The following is a 17,442-nucleotide window of genomic DNA, read 5'->3' on the forward strand; positions in this document are numbered from 1 at the left end:
CTCAAGGAACGGACGCTTCCTTTGTACTCACCCTCTCGGGCTTTCCTCCGGGCTTTTCCCTTCGGTCTTGCGTTTCCGACTCTATCAGACCGTTTCCGGTCCCGATTCCCTGTCGGTTGGGATTGTCAAACGCTTTGGGCTTTCGCCTGTCGGCCTTTCGACATTCACTACGTTAGCCGATCCCCTCGCCAGCTCATAATCGAGTTCCGCAGGTTCGAATTCAGGCATGCGGGCATGCTGAATGCGCCCCTGCTGAGAGGGAGTCGTAGGTAGTGGGTTGGCCGCTTCCGGCTGCAGGCGAATGCCGTACCCGGGTCAAGCGGCTCGGGCTACGTTACGCATCCCGCCACGGCGCGTCAACTTGACCGACGCCTTGGCGTATGGGCCCGATAAGGACTCACCGTAGGGTCGTTGGTGATCCAGAACCGCCACGGGTGGACCGCTCCCTCGCCGGACACTCCGGTACGGGGACCGTTGCTTACCTGATGGGAGGGCACGGGTGTACCGGCCAGCATCCTCAGGGGTGTGTCGCCCGTGCTGCACGCGTCCGTGCCGTCCAGGGAGCGGTCGACGTCCAGGGCAGTGGCCAGGCGAGCGGGGCCTTTGGCCAGTTCTTTGTCATTTCGGGCCGAGAGTCGACGTTTGCGCGCCAGCTCGGCGCCCTCGACGATCTCGCCGGCGCGGAGCAGGACCCCCCTCGCCGTGCCCTCGGGACCGCACACGAGGTTCATGCAGTGCCACATGCCGTAGGTGAAGTAGACGTACACATACCCGGGTGGGCCGAACATCACGCCGTTGCGCGCGGTCGGGCCGCGATAGGCGTGGGAGGCGGGGTCGTTTCCGCCGTCGTAGGCCTCGACCTCTGTGATGCGCAGGACTGTCGGACCGTCAGGGGTCGCACGGACGAGGATGCGGCCCAGTAGGTCGGGGGCGACCTCCAGTACAGGGCGGTCGAAGAACTCTCTGGGGAGTGGCTTACGGTCCGGGGGCGCGATCATGGCGTCCGAGCGTAGTCCAGGCGCACTTGTGCCAAGGGGTGGTCAAGGTTCGGTCCGCTTGCCAGGGTGTGGCGCGGAACCGGTCGCGGCCGGATCGCGTTTGTAGGGATCAAGGGTCCATTCGTAAAGGGAGAGTCATGGCGTTCAAGAAGCTGCTCGCGAGCCTGGGGGCCGGCGGGGCTTCGGTGGAGACGGTGCTGACCGAGGTCAACGTCGTTCCTGGTGGTGTCGTCCAGGGCGAGGTGCGGATCCAGGGCGGGTCCGTGAACCAGGAGATCCAGGGGCTCTCGGTCGGGCTGCAGGCCAAGGTCGAGATCGAGAGCGGCGACCAGGAGTACAAGCAGGACATCGAGTTCACGAAGGTGCGGCTGGGCGGTGCCTTCGAGCTGCAGGCGGGGACCGCGCACAACGTGCCGTTCGGGCTGGAGATCCCCTGGGAGACGCCGGTCACGATGATCGACGGGCAGTCGCTGCGCGGTATGCACATCGGGGTGAGCACCGAGCTGGCGATCGCACGGGCCGTGGACTCCAGTGACCTGGACCCGGTCAACGTGCACCCGTTGCCTGCGCAGAAGGCGATTCTGGACGCCTTCATCCAGCTGGGCTTCCGCTTCAAGAACGCGGACATGGAGCGCGGTCACATCCGGGGGACACGGCAGAAGCTGCCGTTCTACCAGGAGATCGAGTTCTTCCCGCCGTCGCAGTACCGGGGGCTGAACCAGGTCGAGCTGAGCTTCGTCGCCGATGAGAACGCGATGGACGTCATCCTGGAGATGGACAAGAAGCCGGGACTGTTCAGCGAGGGCAGTGACACCTTCCGGTCCTTCCAGGTGGGCCAGCACGACTTCCACGGGACGGACTGGGCGGCGTACCTCAATCAGTGGCTGTCCGAGGTCGGCAGCAAGCGCAACTGGTTCTAGGCTCGGTGTCCACTGAAGAAACCGATCAGGAGGTACCGAGGTGACCGAGCTCAAGCGGCGACCCCTCCCCCATGACTTCCATCCGCCTGTGCCGTCGTTCACGGTGACGAGTGAGGACGTCGAGCCCGGGGCGACGCTCAAGGACGCTCAGGTCTACGCGGCCGGCAACACCTCGCCGCAGCTGCGGTGGGAGGGCTTCCCGCCCGAGACCAAGAGTTTCGCCGTGACCTGCTACGACCCGGACGCCCCTACGGGGAGCGGGTTCTGGCACTGGACGGCGTTCGACATCCCGGCCTCGGTGACCGAGTTGCCGGCGGGTGCGGGCAGCGGCAAGTTCGAGGGACTGCCGGAGGGCGCCGTACAGGTGCGGAACGACTACGGGTCGAAGGACTTCGGCGGGGCCGCCCCACCGCCCGGGGACGGGTCGCACCGTTATGTGTTCACGGTGTACGCCGTGGACACGGAGAAGCTGGGTCCGGACTCGGACGTGTCTCCTGCGGTCGTCGGTTTCAACCTGCGGTTTCACGCGCTCGCACGTGCCCAGCTGATCGGTGAGTACGAAGCGCCCACGCAAGACTGACGTTCATTGAACGTTTGCCCGCCTCTGGTCTTGGAATTGATCAGGGGCGGGCATTTTTTATTGCGTTGTCCATCTCGGCGTGCCCGGCCAGAGTTGATCCAAGCCCGCCACCCGGTGGGCCGGTTGCACATGGGAGGTGGGCTGGATGCGGGACACGCTGGTGCTGAACGCGAGCTTCGAGCCGCTGTCGACGGTGTCGTTGAATCGAGCCGTCGTTCTGGTGCTGCAGGACAAAGCTGTCGTCGAGCAGGCCCACCCCGAACTGCGCATGCGCGGAGCCGAGGTCGACATACCGGCCCCCCGGGTGATCCGGCTGTGCAGGTACGTCAGGGTGCCGTTCCGAAGACAAGCTCCGTGGTCGAGGCGCGGTGTGCTGGTCCGGGACCGGCACCGGTGCGCGTACTGCGGCAGGCGGGCGACGACGGTCGACCACGTGGTGCCCAGGGCGCAGGGCGGTCAGGACTCCTGGCTGAACACGGTGGCCTCGTGCGCGGAGGACAACCACCGCAAGGCGGCCCGGACTCCGGAGCAGGCGGGGATGCCGCTGCTGCGGCGGCCGTTCGAGCCGACGCCTGCCGATGCGATGCTGCTGGCGCTGGGGACCGAGGACTTCGACGCCTTGCCGCAGTGGCTGGTGCAGCCGGCGGCGTAGGGCACGTGAACGGAACTGGGGCCCACCTCCTGCGGGAGGTGGGCCCCAGTGTCGTAGAACATGCCTGTCAGTCGATGGACGGCTTCTCTCGGCGTTCCGAATTGCCGCCCGAGTTGCCGGAGTTGCCTCCGTCGTTGCCCGAACCGCCGCCGAACGGGCCGACGTTGCCCATCGCGCCGGAGAGGCCCTTGAGGGCGTCGCCGATTTCGCTGGGGACGATCCAGAGCTTGTTGGCGTCACCTGCGGCGATCTTCGGGAGCATCTGGAGGTACTGGTAGGAAAGGAGCTTCTGGTCGGCGTCGCCTGCGTGGATGGCCTCGAACACCGTGCGGACGGCCTGGGCTTCACCTTCGGCACGCAGGGCCGCGGCCTTGGCCTCGCCTTCGGCGCGCAGGATCTGGGACTGCTTCTCACCTTCGGCGGTGAGGATCGCGGCCTGGCGGGTGCCCTCCGCGGTGAGGATCGCGGCGCGCTTGTCCCGGTCGGCGCGCATCTGCTTCTCCATCGAGTCCTGGATGGAGGTGGGGGGCTCAATCGCCTTGAGTTCGACGCGGTTTACGCGGATGCCCCACTTGCCCGTCGCCTCGTCGAGGACTCCGCGCAGGGCCGCGTTGATCTCCTCGCGGGAGGTCAGGGTCCGCTCGAGGTCCATGCCGCCGATGATGTTGCGGAGCGTGGTGACCGTGAGCTGCTCAATTGCCTGGATGTAGCTGGCCACTTCGTAGGTCGCGGCCCGCGCGTCCGTCACCTGGTAGTAGATGACCGTGTCGATGTTGACGACCAGGTTGTCCTGGGTGATCACCGGCTGCGGCGGGAACGGTACGACCTGTTCGCGCAGGTCGATGCGGTTGCGGATCGTGTCTATGAACGGGACGACGATGTTGAGTCCCGCGTTGAGTGTCCGTGTGTAGCGGCCGAACCGCTCCACGATCGCGGCACTTGCCTGCGGGATGACCTGGATCGTCTTGATCAAAGCGATGAAGACCAACACCACCAGGATGATCAAGACGATGATGACCGGTTCCATCGTGCTCCCCGTACCCTTCTCCGCCTCGGCACTTTCGGAAGATCTTATGGTTGTTGAAGATCTTGCTGGTCGAGTCTGTCAGACCGTCACGCAACTCGTGTGCTGTTCGGTTCAGTTGAGTCCTGCGAGGTCAGATGACGATCGCGGTGGCTCCCTCGATCTCCACGACGTCCACCTCCTGGCCCGGTTCATAGGCGCGGTCGGTGTCGAGTGCGCGGGCCGACCAGACCTCGCCGGCCAGCTTGATCCGGCCGCTGCCGGAGCCGTCGACGCGCTCCAGGACGACGGCTTGTTTGCCCTTCAACGCGTCCACGCCCGTGGCGAGTTGGGGCCGGGTCGAACGGTGGCGGGCAGCGATCGGCCGTACGACAGCGATGAGGGCGACCGAGACGACGGCGAAGACGAGGACCTGGAGGACGACGTCCGCGCCGAGCCCGGCGGTGGCAGCGGCGGCACCGGCACCCACGGCGAGCATGCCGAACTCCGGCATCGCGGTCACCACGAGCGGAATCCCGAGTGCTGCCGCGCCGACGAGCCACCACACCCATGCGCCGATGTCGTTCACATGGTCATGGTAGGGCTGCGGGTCGGGTCGCGGACAGGGCGCATATGCCCGTACCACCCGTATTTTTCAGGGGAGTTCGGTCAGGACATGGGGAGACCGTGTGCGGTCCAGCGGTCGCCGACCTGCTCGACGATCAGCGGGAGGCCGAAGCAGAGGGAGAGGTTGCGCGCGGTGAGTTCGAGCTCCAGCGGACCCGCGGCGAGGACCTTGCCCTGACGGATCATCAGGACGTGGGTGAAGCCGGGGGCGATCTCCTCGACATGGTGCGTGACCATGATCATGGAGGGGGCGATCGGGTCGCGGGCGAGGCGGCCGAGGCGGCGTACGAGGTCCTCGCGTCCGCCGAGGTCGAGGCCGGCGGCGGGCTCGTCGAGAAGCAGCAGTTCGGGGTCGGTCATCAGGGCGCGGGCGATGAGGGTGCGCTTGCGCTCGCCCTCGGAGAGGGTGCCGAACCTGCGGTCCAGGTAGTCGCTCATGCCGAGGCGGTCGAGGAAGGCGCGGGCGCGCTGCTCGTCGACGTCCTCGTAGTCCTCGTGCCACCCGGCGGTCATGCCGTAGGCGGCGGTCAGCACGGTCTGCAGGACGGTCTGGCGCTTGGGGAGCTTCTCGGCCATGGCGATGCCGGCGACGCCGATGCGGGGGCGCAGTTCGAAGACGTCGACCTTGCCGAGGGTCTCGCCGAGGATGGTGGCGGTGCCGCTGCTGGGGAACAGGTAGCTGGACGCGACGTTCAGGAGCGTGGTCTTGCCGGCGCCGTTCGGGCCGAGGATGACCCAGCGCTCGCCCTCCTTGACCGACCAGGAGACCTGGTCCACCAGAGCCCGGCCCTCCCGGACCACGGTTACGTCCTCCAGCTCCAGAACATCGCTCATGAGCGCGCTGTCTCCCATTGCATCGTCGGCCTGTCTCGGCTGTCGCGTGCGCCGGTAGGCGCAGCCCTCGAAGAAATCTACGCCACCGGCCGGGCGGTCCATCCCATCGGTCCGGTCCTTAGGGTGGGGGGCATGCTTTCGGAACCACGTTCAGGGCGCCTCGCCGCCTGGGGAAACGCCCTTTTGGCCGGGCTTGTCTCACCGGACGACGCCGTACTCGCCATCGTGGGCGAGGACGCCGTGCACCGGGTGGAAGGGCTGCCGGGCGAGTCGGCGCCCGTCGGACTCACACTCGCGCTGGGACGGCTGCGCACCCTCGGCGTCACCGGGCTGCGGGTGGCACTGCCCACCTCGGGACATCTGCTGGGGCTGAGCGGCCCGCCCGCGTTCAACGCGCGGGCCCTGGAGGCCGAGGAGGCGGTGATCTGCTACGGCGCCGCGCTCGGCCTCGTTCCCGAGGTGTACGAGGCCGGTCCCCCCGGTGACGTACATGTCGAGGTCGTCTGGCACTGCCTGCCGGTCCGGGAGGCGCCGCCCGCCGACGTGCCCTCGCTCGGGGAGGCCGAGCGGGAGCTCGCGGAGGCGCTGCGGGATGCGACGGCGGTGTTGTCGCGGCTGGACGTGGCCGGGTCGGGGCCGGTCGCGGAGGCGGCGCTCGACGCATATCGCGCGCGGGCGGAGCGGGGACGGGAGGTGTTGGCGCCGGGGTATCCGCCGCGCGCGGTGCGGGTGTTGGAGCTGGCGCAGCGGGTGGGGCTGTTGGTGTCCCTGGCTGCGGAGAGCGGGCACGGGGGTGCGGTGAGCGCGTCCGAGATGGCGGTGCGGGCGGAGGCGTTGCGGCCGGTGGAGCGGACGGCTCGGCGGGCGCAGGTCGCGGCGTACAACTCCGTTGTGGAGGAGCGGGAGAAGGGGGTGCGGTGAGAGGTGTTCGCCGGGTGCCCTGTGTTGGTGTGGGCGTTCTGGGGGCTCCGCCCCCAGCCCCCCGTCGGCCCTGAAGGGGCCTCGTCCTCAAACGCCGGACGGGCTGAAAGACAAAAAGGCCCCGGGAGTCGTCGTTGACTCTCGGGGCCTTTCCTTACTGCTGTGGGTGTCAGCCGTTGATGCCCTTGTTGCCGAACGTGGGGTTCAGCAGGCCGATGACGTTGACGCTGTCACCGACGACGTTGACGGGGACGTGGACCGGGACCTGGACGACGTTGCCGGAGCCGACGCCCGGCGACTTCACGGCCGCGCCGTCGGCACCCGCGTCGGCGACAGCGGCACCGGCGGAGGCGCCAGCGGCGATTCCGGCGACGGTGAGGGCCACGGCGGCCTTCTTGGCGATGTTCATGGGAAGCGTTCCTCCTGCGATTGCGTGACCGACCCGGCCGCGGGTCGTGCGCTGATCAACGCGGGGAGTACCGGAAACGGCACGGGAATGCGCGTTTGACTGCCCGTTCGGATCATTGGCGCGACAAGCCGACCGGATGACCAGGTGACGAGCAGACCGGCCTCCCAGGGCGAGCCCTGGGAGGCCGGAGGTCACTGTCGCGGAGCGACGTGCGTCAGTGGTTGACGCCCAGGTTGCCGAAGGCGGGGTTCAGGACGCCGATGACGTTGACGCTGTTGCCGACGGCGTTCACCGGGACGTGGACCGGGACCTGGACGACGTTGCCCGAGCCGACGCCGGGCGAGCCGATGGCCTGGCCGTTCGCCAGGCCGTCGGCGGAGGCCAGCCCGGCACCGGCGGCGACCAGCCCGCCGGCCACCATCGTCACGGCCGCTGCCTTCTTCAGGTTCTTCACTTCTGAGCCCTCCTAGCGATCACCGCGGCAGGCGCCGCGGCACGCATTGGAGAACGGTGGAGATCCATGAAGGATGCGCCATCCGGGGGACATTCCCACGACGGTATGAATCTCGGTCCGGAACGGGACGTTCCGTGTTGCCGTCCGGCCATTGCTGCGGTGCCGCTCACCTGGTCAGGCCGTGGCGTACGGCGAACAGGGCGGCCTGGGTGCGGTCCGCCAGGTCGAGCTTCATGAGGATGTTCGAGACATGCGTCTTGACCGTCTTCTCGGAGAGCACCAGGGCGCGGGCTATCTCGCGGTTGGAGCGGCCGTCCGCGATCAGGCCGAGCACCTCGCGCTCCCGCTCCGTGAGCGAACCGCCTCTCCCCTGGCCCGAGTTGGACTCCTCCTGGGACAACAGGACGCCGGCGACCTCGGGTTGGAGCAGGATGTGGCCGGCGTGGACCGAGCGGATGGCGCCGGCCAGGGCGTCCGGGTCCACGTCCTTGTAGACGTAGCCGGCGGCGCCCGCGCGCAGGGCCGGGATCACCGTGCGCTGTTCGGTGAAGCTGGTGACGATCAGCACGCGCGCGGGGTGGTCGAGTTCGCGGAGTCTGCGCAGCGCGTCGATGCCGTCCATGCCCGGCATCTTGACGTCCATGAGGACGACGTCGGGCTTCAACTCCTCGGTGCGGGCGACTCCTTCGGCGCCGTCGGCCGCCTCGCCGACGACCTCGATGTCGTCCTGCACCTCCAGGAAGGTGCGCAGGCCCCGCCGGACGACCTGGTGGTCGTCGACGATCAGCACCTTGATTGCGTCAGCCACCGGGGACCTCCATCTCGATCGTGGTGCCCTTGCCGGGCGCCGATTCCACGGTGAGCGTGCCGCCGACGCCGTTCGTCCGGTCCCGCATGGAGACCAGGCCCAGGTGGCGTCCCGCGCGGCGGATCGACTGGGGTTCGAAGCCGGTACCGTCGTCGGTGATCCGTAGGACCGCTCCGCAGCCGTGTCGCTCCAGGGTCACGGCGACGTGGTCCGCGCCGGAGTGCCGCAGCGCGTTGTGCAGGGCCTCCTGGGCGACGCGGAGCATGGCCTCCTCCTGGGCCGCGGGCAGAGCGCGGAAGCCGCGGCCGGTGAAGGTCACGCGTGCGGTGTGGGCGCGGTCGAGGACCTGGATCTGGGTGCGCAGGGTGGCGCTCAGTCCGTCCTCGTCGAGGGCGGCGGGGCGCAACTCGACGACGGCGGCGCGGAGTTCGTCGGCTGCCTCGGCGGCGAGCGCGGCCACCTGCTGGAGTTCGCCCTTGGCGCGGGAGGGGTCGCGGTCGACGAGGGTGGCGGCGGCCTGTGCGGTGAGGCGCAGGGAGAACAGCTTCTGGGCGACCGCGTCGTGCAGTTCGTGGGCCAGCCGGGAGCGCTCCTCGGCGATGGTCAGTTCGCGGCTGCGCTCGTAGAGGCGGGCGTTGGTGAGGGCGATGGCGGCGTGCTGGGCGAGGATCGAGAGCAGCTCCTCGTCCTCCTCCGTGAAGCCGCAACCACCCTCCGGCTTCGGGCAGTTCTTGTTGGCGAGGAACAGGGCGCCGATGACCTCGTCGTCGTCGCGGATGGGCAGGCCCAGGAAGTCGGACATGTCGGGGTGGGCCGAGGGCCAGCCCTCGAAGCGCGGGTCCTTGCGCACGTCCGCGAGCCGTTCGGCCTTGGCCTCGTGCAGCATCGCGGCGAGGATGCCGTGCTGGCGCGGGAGCGGGCCGATGGCCTTCCACTGGGCGTCGCTGACGCCGTCGACCACGAACTGGGCGAAGCCGCCGTGGTCGTCGGGGACGCCGAGGGCGGCGTACTCGGCGTCGAGCAGCTCGCGGGCCGAGGCGACGATCGTCTTGAGGACGTCGCGCACCTCCAGGTGCCTGCTCATGGCCAGCAGTGCGGAACTCACCGCCGCGAGGCCGGACCGTGGACCTTGACTCATGTCCTCACGGTACCGGCGGGGTGTGACAACGCGGATCGGGCCGGTGGCGGCCGTCGTCTGGTCCGGAAGGCCTAGGGCGAAGGGCCCCGGTGGACTGCGGCCCGCGTCCGACGCGGTGGGGGCGGTCCCGTTCCTACGTTGGGGGCACGCCGATGGCGGCGTAGTGACGAGGGGACGTGTGTCATGTCGGTGGCGATCATCACGGGGGCGTCGAAGGGGCTGGGGCGGGCGCTCGCAGAGGCGCTGGCCGCACGGGGCTGGGACCTGGTGCTCGACGCGAGGACCGAGGGGGTGCTGAGGGAGACCGCGGGGGCTGTCGGCGCGTACGGCGCGCGCGTGGAGGCTGTCCCGGGGGATGTCACGGATCCCGTACACCGCGCCGAGCTGGTGGCCGCGGCGGGGAAACTGGGCGGCGTCGACCTGGTCGTGAGCAACGCGAGCGCGCTGGGTGCCGAGCCGCTCGTACGGCTTGAGGAGCTGCCCCTGGACGGGTTGCGGCGGGCGCTGGAGGTGAACGTGGTGGCCGCCCTGGGCCTGGTCCAGGAGGCGCTGCCGCTGCTGCGGGCCTCGCGGGCCGGTGCGGTGATCGCGGTCAGTTCGGACGCGGCTGCCGAGGCCTACGAGACGTGGGGCGGCTACGGGGCGTCCAAGGCGGCCCTCGACCAGCTCGTGGCGGTGCTCGGCGCGGAGGAGCCCGGGCTGCGGGTGTGGGCGGTGGACCCCGGGGACATGGGCACGGACCTGTACGCGGCGGCCGTACCGGACGACGACGATCCGCGGCCTGAGCCGGTCGCGGTGGTGCCGGCCTTCCTGCGGCTGCTGGACGAGCGGCCGGCGAGCGGTCGCTATGGAGCCCCGGCCCTGCTGGAGGAGCGATGACGGTGGCCGTGCGCGTACCCGAGGAGCTGTCCGCGCGCGTGCCGGCCGAGCAGCGCGGGCCCGGGCTCGACCGGGATGCCGTACGACTGCTCGTGTCGCGAGGTACCGAGGTGTCGCATCACGGGTTCGGGGAGTTGCCGCGGCTGCTGCGGGCCGGGGATCTGCTGGTCGTGAACACGTCGCCGACGTTGGCCGCCGCGGTGGACGGGTGGATCGGGCACGCGCGCGTGGTGGTGCATTTCTCGACGCGGGGCGATGACGGGCGGTGGGCGGTCGAGCTGCGGGAGCCGGACGGGAAGGGCACCTCACGCGCGCGTGCGGGCGGCCCGGCGGGGACGGAGGTGCGGCTGCCCGGGGACGCGCGGCTGGCCCTGGAGGAGCCGCTGAGCGCGCGGGGTGAGCGCTTGTGGTGGGCCCGGGTGTCCGGTTCGGGGGTGCCGGAGCTGTTGCGTGAGCACGGGCGGCCCATCCGTTACTCGTACACGGAGCGGGATCAGCCCTTGGCCGTCTATCAGACCGTGTTCTCGTTGCCGTCCGAGGACGGGGACGGCACGGGCAGTGCGGAGATGCCGAGTGCCGCGCGGCCCTTCACCGCGCGGATGGTGGCGGAGCTGGTGAGTCGGGGGGTGCAGTTCGCGCCGATCACCCTGCACACGGGAGTGGCGTCGGCCGAGGTGCACGAGCCGCCGTATCCGGAGCGGTTCGCGGTGTCGGAGGCGTCGGCCCGGTTGATCAACGCGGTCGGGGCCGGGGACGGGCGGGTGATCGCGGTGGGGACCACCGCGGTGCGGGCGGTGGAGTCCGCCGCCGGGGACGACGGGGTCGTACGCGCGCGTGCCGGGTGGACGGATCTCGTCGTCACGCCGGAGCGGGGGGTGCGGGTGGTGGACGGGCTGCTGACGGGGCTGCACGAGCCGGAGGCCTCGCATCTCCTGATGCTGGAGGCGGTCGCCGGGCGGGCCGCTGTCGACCGCAGTTATGAGGAGGCGCTGCGCGGGCTCTACCTGTGGCACGAGTTCGGGGACGTGCACCTCATCCTCCCGGAGGAGGATCCTCACAGAGTGCGTTGCGCAAGCAACTGCGAGTGAGGTTGCCGCCTCGCCGATGTGAGCCCGCACATAGGGCGCAGATCACGTACTAGGACACATAGGAGATAAACCCGACCCGCTTGAGCGGGACAGACGGTCCCGTCTGTCCCGTTTTGCCCTTCCCTGGTCCACTACCGGGGATCGTACGTCACACCTTTGCCACAGGTTTTTGCGACCGCTAAGAATTGCAGCCGTCGCTCAGCGCCGCGGATCCCGTCCGCGGCGTTTGTGCCGGAAGCACCCGCGTCCCCGCCGGACGAAGAGCGACCTCCGCGCAATTCGAAGAGGTCCATCCGCCATGCCCAAGAACACGAACACTCCTGGTCATAGTCGCCTGACCAAGCTGAACAAGCTGACGAAGCAGCACAAGATCGCGCTCGCCGGTGTCGCCACGCTCGGCGCCGCCGCCCTCGCCTTCTCCGCGGTGCCCAGCGAGGCGGGGACGACCACCAGCGACGCCGCGTCCACGGCGAAGGTGGCGTACAGCTCGGAGCCCATCAAGGGCGTCAAGGCCAGCGTCACCGACCAGCTCGCCGGTGCCAGTGTGAAGACCGAGGCGATCCAGGCGAAGGCCGACGCGAAGGCGAAGGCGGCGAAGGCCAAGGCGGACGCCGTCGCGAAGAAGAAGGCCGCCGAAGCCGCCGCCAAGAAGAAGGCGGAGGCCGCGCGCAAGGCCAAGAAGGCCGCGAGCCGCTCCGCCGAGCGCGTCAAGCTCCAGCCCGTCGCCGCGACGACCTACGCCAACAACCTCAACGGCTGGATCAACCACGCCCTGGCGATCATGAAGCAGAAGGGCATCCCGGGCTCGTACAACGGCCTGTACAAGAACATCATGCGGGAGTCCTCGGGCAACCCGAGCGCCGTCAACGGCTGGGACGTCAACGCGGTCAACGGCACACCGTCGATCGGTCTGCTCCAGGTCATCCAGCCGACGTTCAACGCGTACCACGTCTCCGGTACCTCGACGAACATCTACGACCCGGTCGCCAACATCACCGCCGCGGCCAACTACGCCGCCGCGCGGTACGGCTCGATCGACAACGTCAACAGCGCGTACTGAGACGCGTACCGAGGCCTCCGGCGGACCTCTGGGTCTCGGTATCGACGCCGAAGGGCGGCACCCGTGTGAGGGGCGCCGCCCTTCGGCGTCGTACGGAACCGGCTACTTGCGCATGACCTCCGGCTCGTGCCGGCGCAGGAAGCGGGCCACGAAGATGCCGCAGATGATGCCGAGGGCGATCAGGGCGGCCATGTCCATGCCCCAGGCGCCGACGGTGTGCTCCCACAGCGGGTCCGTGCTGTCGCCCGGCTTGGGCGGGCTGATCTTGTTGAAGTCCAGCGTGGCGCCCGCGGCACCGACCGCCCAGCGCGAGGGCATCAGGTACGAGAACTGGTTGACGCCGATCGCGCCGTTCAGCGTGAACAGGCAGCCGGTGAACACGACCTGGATGATCGCGAACATCACCAGCAGCGGCATGGTCTTCTCGGCGGTCTTCACCAGCGAGGAGATGATCAGGCCGAACATCATCGCGGTGAAGCCGAGGCCCATGATCGGGATGCACAGCTCGAACATGGTCTGGCTGCCGAGGACCAGGCCCTGCTTCGGGATCTCCCGGCTGGAGAAGCCGATGACACCGACCATCAGGCCCTGGAGCGCGGTGATCACGCCGAGCACGAACACCTTGGACATCAGGTACGCGGAACGGGACAGCCCCGTCGCGCGCTCCCGTTCGTAGATGACCCGTTCCTTGATCAGCTCACGGACCGAGTTGGCCGCGCCGGCGAAGCAGGCGCCGACCGCGAGGATCAGCAGGACCGTGGTGGCCGTGCCGTTGGGGATGATCTGGCCGTTCGCCCTGGGCGGGTTGGGCAGCAGGCTGTTGCCCGAGTCGATGAGCAGGCTCACCGCGCCGAGCACGCCCGGCAGGATCACCATCAGGGCCAGGAAGCCCTTGTCGGAGGCGATCACCGTGACGTAGCGGCGCACCAGCGTGACGAACTGCGACATCCAGCCCTGTGGCTTCGGCGGTTTCATGGCCTGCATCGGCGGCATCTGTACGGACTGCGGAGCAATCGCGTCGATGTCGGCGGCGTACATCTGGTAGTGCTGCGAGCCCTTCCAGCGGCCCGCCCAGTCGTAGTCGCGGTAGTTCTCGAAGGCGGAGAAGACATCGGCCCAGGTGTCGTAGCCGAAGAAGTTCAGCGCCTCCTCGGGCGGGCCGAAGTAGGCGACGGCACCGCCCGGAGCCATCACCAACAGCTTGTCGCAGATCGCCAGTTCGGCCACGGAGTGGGTGACGACGAGGACCGTGCGGCCGTCGTCGGCGAGGCCGCGCAGCAGCTGCATGACATCGCGGTCCATGCCCGGGTCGAGGCCCGAGGTGGGCTCGTCCAGGAAGATCAGCGAGGGCTTGGTGAGGAGTTCCAGGGCCACCGAGACCCGCTTGCGCTGGCCACCGGAGAGAGAAGTGATCTTCTTCTCCTTGTGGATGTCGAGCTTCAGCTCGCGCAGCACCTCGTCGATGCGGGTCTCGCGCTCGTCGCCGGTGGTGTCGGCGGGAAAGCGCAGCTTGGCCGCGTACTTGAGGGCCTTCTTGACGGTCAGTTCCTTGTGCAGGATGTCGTCCTGCGGGACCAGACCGATGCGCTGGCGCAGCTCGGCGAACTGCTTGTACAGGTTGCGGTTGTCGTAGAGGACGTCGCCCTGGTTGGCGGGCCGGTAGCCGGTGAGCGCCTTGAGCAGGGTCGACTTGCCGGAGCCCGACGGGCCGATGACCGCGATCAGCGACTTCTCCGGTACGCCGAAGGAGACGTCCTTGAGGATCTGCTTGCCGCCGTCGACCGTCACCGTCAAGTGCCGGGCGGAGAAGGAGACTTCACCGGTGTCGACGAACTCTTCGAGCCGGTCCCCGACCAGGCGGAACGTGGAGTGGCCGACGCCGACGATGTCGTTCGGGCCGAGCAGCGCCGAGCCGCCCTTGGTGATCGGCTGACCGTTGACGTACGTGCCGTTGTGCGAGCCCAGGTCACGGATCTCGAAGCGGCCGTCCAGCGTCGCGTGGAACTCGGCGTGGTAGCGCGAGACTTGGAGGTCGGAGACCACCAACTCGTTCTCCAGCGCACGGCCGATGCGCATCACACGGTCCAGCGAGAACTGGTGGAACGTGGTCGGGCTGCGGTCGCCGTAGACCGGCGGCGCCCCCGCGCCGACACCGGGTCCCGGCTGCTGCGGAATCTGCGAGGCGGCGGGCGGCTGGAAACGCTGCTGCTCCGGCGTCTGCTGCTGCGGCGGCGCCTGTTGGGCCCAGCCGGGGCCCGCGCCCTGTGCCGCGTACGGCTGTTGCTGCGGCTGGGCCTGCGGGCTCGCCACGGAGGCGGCGGCGCCGGACAGGCTCAGCTGCGGGCCGTCGGTCGCGTTGCCCAGATGCACGGACGAGCCGGGGCCGATCTCCATCTGATGGATGCGCTGCCCCTGCACGAACGTGCCGTTGGTGCTGCCGTGGTCGTCGATGACCCAACTCCGGCCGCTCCAGCTGATCGTGGCGTGCCGCCAGGAGACCCTGGCGTCGTCGACCACGACGTCCCCCTGCGGATCACGTCCGAGGGTGTAGGTCCTGGACGCGTCGAGCGTCCAGGTCCGTCCATTCAATTCCAGTACGAGTTCCGGCACTCCATGCCCCACTGAGTAGTCCCCCGAGTTACCCCCATCACAGGGAGTCTAGGGATGTCGAACATCGTCGGGAACTATTTCAGGCTGCACCCCCTGACCGAAAGTCGGGCCTTGTGATGAGCACGCTGTTACGCGTTCGGCGGTTCCGTTGACGGGGTGGAAACCGACCCGGAGAGTGGTAATCCACGCGAGGGGGACATGCGTGGTGTCCGCACCACGCCGTGCCGCGGATCGGGGGGTCTGCCATGAACTCAGCGACGAGTGTCAGGACGGCGCACTACGACACGAGGGTGCCCTGGGGTGACGTCCTGCTGTCCGCGATCGCCTCGGTCAGCTGGGCGTTGATCGGCATGGCGGGCACGGCCGCGCTCGGCCTGCACCTGCTGGGCGCCGACGCGACGGGCTCGCTCGGCCCGATGACCGCGGCGGTGGTGGCGCTCGGCGCGGGCGGTTCGGTGACGCCGACCGGCGACGTCTCCGCGTTCGGCCTGACCGGCGCCCAGGCGACCACAGCCGTCACGATCACCCCGCTGGGCGTGAGCCTGGCGGGAGCGCTCCTGCTGTCGTATTTCTTCCTACGGTCCCTGCGGGCGGCCGGAGTTGTGATCGCACCGGCCGAACTCCTCGCGCGCGCGGGCTCGGTGGTCGCGCTCTTCGTGGCGATGCTCGGCGGGCTGGCCTGGGCCGGGCACGACGTCATCACGATCGACGGCAGCAAACTGGGCCTCGACAAGATCACGGGCGGCGGTAGTGGCGGCGGGGTGAACATCCCCGGGATCGGCGACATCGGTGACATCGGCGGGCTGCTGCCGGGCAAGATCTCCGACCTGGTCAAGGCGAAGGCCGCGGTCGGCTTCACCGTCGACACGGCGCCGACCCTGCTGGGCGGCCTGGCCTGGTCGGCCGGCATCCTGCTCATCGCCCTGCTGGCCTCGCGCCGCACACCGCTCCCCCGAGGCTGGGAGGCCGTCCACCGTGTCGTACGGCCGGCCGTGTCCGCGCTCGTCGCGGTACTGCTGGTCGCGGTGGCGGCGGGGCTCGCGGCGGCGGCGTACGCGGCGATCGGCGACGATCACCCCAAGCGGATCGCGGGCGCCGCGCTGCTCGGCGCGCCCAACGGGGTCTGGCTCGGCATCCCGATCGGCCTCTTCGTCCCCTGGGACGGCAGGGCGACGGGCGAACTGGCGAAGCTGCTCCCCCATCCCCTCGACGACCTCCTGAGCGTGAAGTCCGACCAGCCGGTGACGCTGGGGCGACTGGCCGAACTGGACAACCGTGTATGGCTGTTGGGGGTCGCCGCGGCCCTGATGATGCTGCTGGCCGGGGTGCTCACCGCGGCGCGGACACCTCTGGGCGCGAAGGGCGTCGGTGGTGGTCCGGGGGCGCTCGGTTTCGCCGGGCGGTGCGCTGTGCGACTGGGGGTCGTGACCGCGCTGACGCTGCCGATGCTGGCCTGGCTCACGGATGTGTCGGTGGACGCCTCGCTGTCGGTGCTGGGGTTCGACGCGTTCGGCGCCGGGATCGAGTTGCACGGGCACCTGGGCATGGCGTTACTGCTGGGCGCGGTGTGGGGTGCGGGCGCGGGAGGCGTAGGGGGGCTGCTCGCGTATGCGACGGGGGCGGCGGGACGGCGTGCCGCGCGGCTGGCACTGGGTGACTCGGGGGCGCCGGTTCCGGGGGTGGGGCCGGATGCCGGGGCACCGGGGTACGAAGGCCGTCCGGAACACGCGCAGCCCGCGGGGAGCACGGGACGCACCGGCCCCTACGTGCCGAGTACGCCGTATCGCGCGCCCAACCCCGCGACCAACCCCTATCTCCAACTGCCCGATGAGCTGAGGCAACCCGAGGCCGGCGGGCCGCCGGGCGGTGCGGGGGCGGGCGGTGCGGGACCTGGCGCCGGTGCCCGGTCTCCTGAAGCAGGGTGGCCACCGGACTCGGGCCGGCCTCAGGAGGGTGCCTGGCCGCCGGGTGCGCGGTCACCGCGGGGAGGCGGTCGGCCGCCCGCCGGGGACTCGTGGTCGTCCGGTGCGCCGGAAGGCGCGGGGCGGTCCGGGGCCGTTCCGGCAGACGACGCCACTCGCCCCTACGTCGACCCGCAGCCACCCGGCACCCCTTCGCCGCCCACCGACCTGTACGGCGCTCCGACCATGGCCCAGTCCTACGAGCCGCCGTCCCGGCCGCCCCGGCGTCGGCCCGGGACGCCTTCGCGGGACTGGCCGGGGGGGGACGACTCGGACGACGGGCAGCAACCTCCTCCTCCGCCGCCACCGCCACCGCTCCCTCCGGGGAGGCCCAAGGGGCGCCGGTGATCCTTCGGTGTCACCCGAGCCGTCGCACCCCACCCGTCCGGCCGTATCTCCCGCGCCCGGCGCCGTGCCGGTCGCCTGCGGTCCGACGCCCGACGCCCCGCCAACTCCTGATCGGCACCGCACCCCACCGCGACCGCCTCGACGCGTCTCCT

17 protein-coding genes are annotated in these 17,442 nt (G+C 69.7%); 8 read left to right on the forward strand and 9 right to left on the reverse strand.

All coding sequences use genetic code 11. From position 1 onward, the window contains the following. Window positions 1-356 precede the first annotated feature (356 nt). Complete coding sequence (locus OC490_RS33985; protein WP_262061868.1) at window positions 357-998, reverse strand: DNA-3-methyladenine glycosylase; 642 nt, start codon at window positions 996-998, stop codon at window positions 357-359. A 137-nt stretch (window positions 999-1,135) separates the two neighbouring features. Between OC490_RS33985 and OC490_RS33990 the strand changes: the two genes are divergently transcribed. The 3 genes from OC490_RS33990 to OC490_RS34000 all read left to right on the forward strand — a co-directional run bounded on the left by OC490_RS33990 (window position 1,136) and on the right by OC490_RS34000 (window position 3,150). After that, window positions 1,136-1,918, forward strand: coding sequence for a sporulation protein (locus tag OC490_RS33990; RefSeq protein WP_262061869.1), 783 nt, complete (start codon window positions 1,136-1,138; stop codon window positions 1,916-1,918). A gap of 40 nt (window positions 1,919-1,958) precedes the next feature. Further along, entirely contained in the window at window positions 1,959-2,498 is a 540-nt protein-coding gene (locus OC490_RS33995) for a YbhB/YbcL family Raf kinase inhibitor-like protein (RefSeq protein WP_262061870.1), read from the forward strand. A 145-nt stretch (window positions 2,499-2,643) separates the two neighbouring features. Beyond that, on the forward strand, window positions 2,644-3,150 hold the full coding sequence (locus OC490_RS34000; RefSeq protein ID WP_019067385.1) for an HNH endonuclease: 507 nt from the start codon (window positions 2,644-2,646) through the stop codon (window positions 3,148-3,150). Window positions 3,151-3,217: 67 nt separating this feature from the next. On the opposite strand, the gene OC490_RS34005 is transcribed toward OC490_RS34000, so the two are convergent. The 3 genes from OC490_RS34005 to OC490_RS34015 all read right to left on the reverse strand — a co-directional run bounded on the left by OC490_RS34005 (window position 3,218) and on the right by OC490_RS34015 (window position 5,614). After that, on the reverse strand, window positions 3,218-4,177 hold the full coding sequence (locus OC490_RS34005; protein WP_262061871.1) for an SPFH domain-containing protein: 960 nt from the start codon (window positions 4,175-4,177) through the stop codon (window positions 3,218-3,220). Window positions 4,178-4,307: 130 nt separating this feature from the next. After that, window positions 4,308-4,742 carry an NfeD family protein gene (locus tag OC490_RS34010; protein WP_262061872.1) on the reverse strand — a complete coding sequence of 145 codons (435 nt, stop codon included), beginning with the start codon at window positions 4,740-4,742 and terminating at the stop codon, window positions 4,308-4,310. Window positions 4,743-4,822: 80 nt separating this feature from the next. Then, window positions 4,823-5,614 carry an ABC transporter ATP-binding protein gene (locus OC490_RS34015; RefSeq protein WP_200711677.1) on the reverse strand — a complete coding sequence of 264 codons (792 nt, stop codon included), beginning with the start codon at window positions 5,612-5,614 and terminating at the stop codon, window positions 4,823-4,825. A gap of 132 nt (window positions 5,615-5,746) precedes the next feature. On the opposite strand from OC490_RS34015, the gene OC490_RS34020 reads away from it, so the two are divergent. After that, window positions 5,747-6,535, forward strand: a complete 789-nt coding sequence (locus OC490_RS34020) for a hypothetical protein (RefSeq protein ID WP_262061873.1) — start codon at window positions 5,747-5,749, stop codon at window positions 6,533-6,535. Between the two features lie 169 nt (window positions 6,536-6,704). Here OC490_RS34020 and OC490_RS34025 read toward each other — a convergent pair whose 3' ends face one another. The 4 genes from OC490_RS34025 to OC490_RS34040 all read right to left on the reverse strand — a co-directional run bounded on the left by OC490_RS34025 (window position 6,705) and on the right by OC490_RS34040 (window position 9,344). Further along, on the reverse strand, window positions 6,705-6,944 hold the full coding sequence (locus tag OC490_RS34025) for a chaplin family protein (protein ID WP_019067389.1): 240 nt from the start codon (window positions 6,942-6,944) through the stop codon (window positions 6,705-6,707). A 214-nt stretch (window positions 6,945-7,158) separates the two neighbouring features. Continuing rightward, window positions 7,159-7,398 (reverse strand): chaplin, encoded by a 240-nt coding sequence (locus tag OC490_RS34030; protein WP_262061874.1) that lies wholly within the window; start codon window positions 7,396-7,398, stop codon window positions 7,159-7,161. A 166-nt stretch (window positions 7,399-7,564) separates the two neighbouring features. Beyond that, window positions 7,565-8,206: a response regulator gene (locus OC490_RS34035; protein ID WP_019067391.1), complete on the reverse strand. Its 642-nt coding sequence runs from the start codon at window positions 8,204-8,206 to the stop codon at window positions 7,565-7,567. Continuing rightward, on the reverse strand, window positions 8,199-9,344 hold the full coding sequence (locus OC490_RS34040; RefSeq protein ID WP_262061875.1) for a GAF domain-containing sensor histidine kinase: 1,146 nt from the start codon (window positions 9,342-9,344) through the stop codon (window positions 8,199-8,201). The genes OC490_RS34035 and OC490_RS34040 overlap by 8 nt, the downstream gene beginning before the upstream one ends. Window positions 9,345-9,527: 183 nt before the next feature. On the opposite strand from OC490_RS34040, the gene OC490_RS34045 reads away from it, so the two are divergent. The 3 genes from OC490_RS34045 (at window position 9,528) to OC490_RS34055 (ending at window position 12,371) form a co-directional block, all read left to right on the forward strand. After that, entirely contained in the window at window positions 9,528-10,223 is a 696-nt protein-coding gene (locus OC490_RS34045; RefSeq protein WP_262061876.1) for an SDR family NAD(P)-dependent oxidoreductase, read from the forward strand. Continuing rightward, window positions 10,220-11,311: an S-adenosylmethionine:tRNA ribosyltransferase-isomerase gene (locus tag OC490_RS34050; protein ID WP_262061877.1), complete on the forward strand. Its 1,092-nt coding sequence runs from the start codon at window positions 10,220-10,222 to the stop codon at window positions 11,309-11,311. The genes OC490_RS34045 and OC490_RS34050 overlap by 4 nt, the downstream gene beginning before the upstream one ends. A gap of 298 nt (window positions 11,312-11,609) precedes the next feature. Then, a complete protein-coding gene (locus OC490_RS34055) occupies window positions 11,610-12,371 on the forward strand; it encodes a transglycosylase SLT domain-containing protein (protein WP_262061878.1) in 762 nt (253 codons plus the stop codon). 102 nt (window positions 12,372-12,473) lie between these two features. Here the strand turns inward: OC490_RS34055 and OC490_RS34060 are convergent, their stop codons facing one another. Further along, entirely contained in the window at window positions 12,474-14,981 is a 2,508-nt protein-coding gene (locus tag OC490_RS34060) for an FHA domain-containing protein (protein ID WP_262061879.1), read from the reverse strand. A 245-nt stretch (window positions 14,982-15,226) separates the two neighbouring features. Between OC490_RS34060 and OC490_RS34065 the strand changes: the two genes are divergently transcribed. Beyond that, on the forward strand, window positions 15,227-17,290 hold the full coding sequence (locus OC490_RS34065; RefSeq protein ID WP_262061880.1) for a streptophobe family protein: 2,064 nt from the start codon (window positions 15,227-15,229) through the stop codon (window positions 17,288-17,290). The last annotated feature ends 152 nt before the right edge of the window (window positions 17,291-17,442 follow it).

This window comes from Streptomyces sp. STR69 (genome assembly GCF_024519455.1).
Taxonomy (GTDB): domain Bacteria; phylum Actinomycetota; class Actinomycetes; order Streptomycetales; family Streptomycetaceae; genus Streptomyces.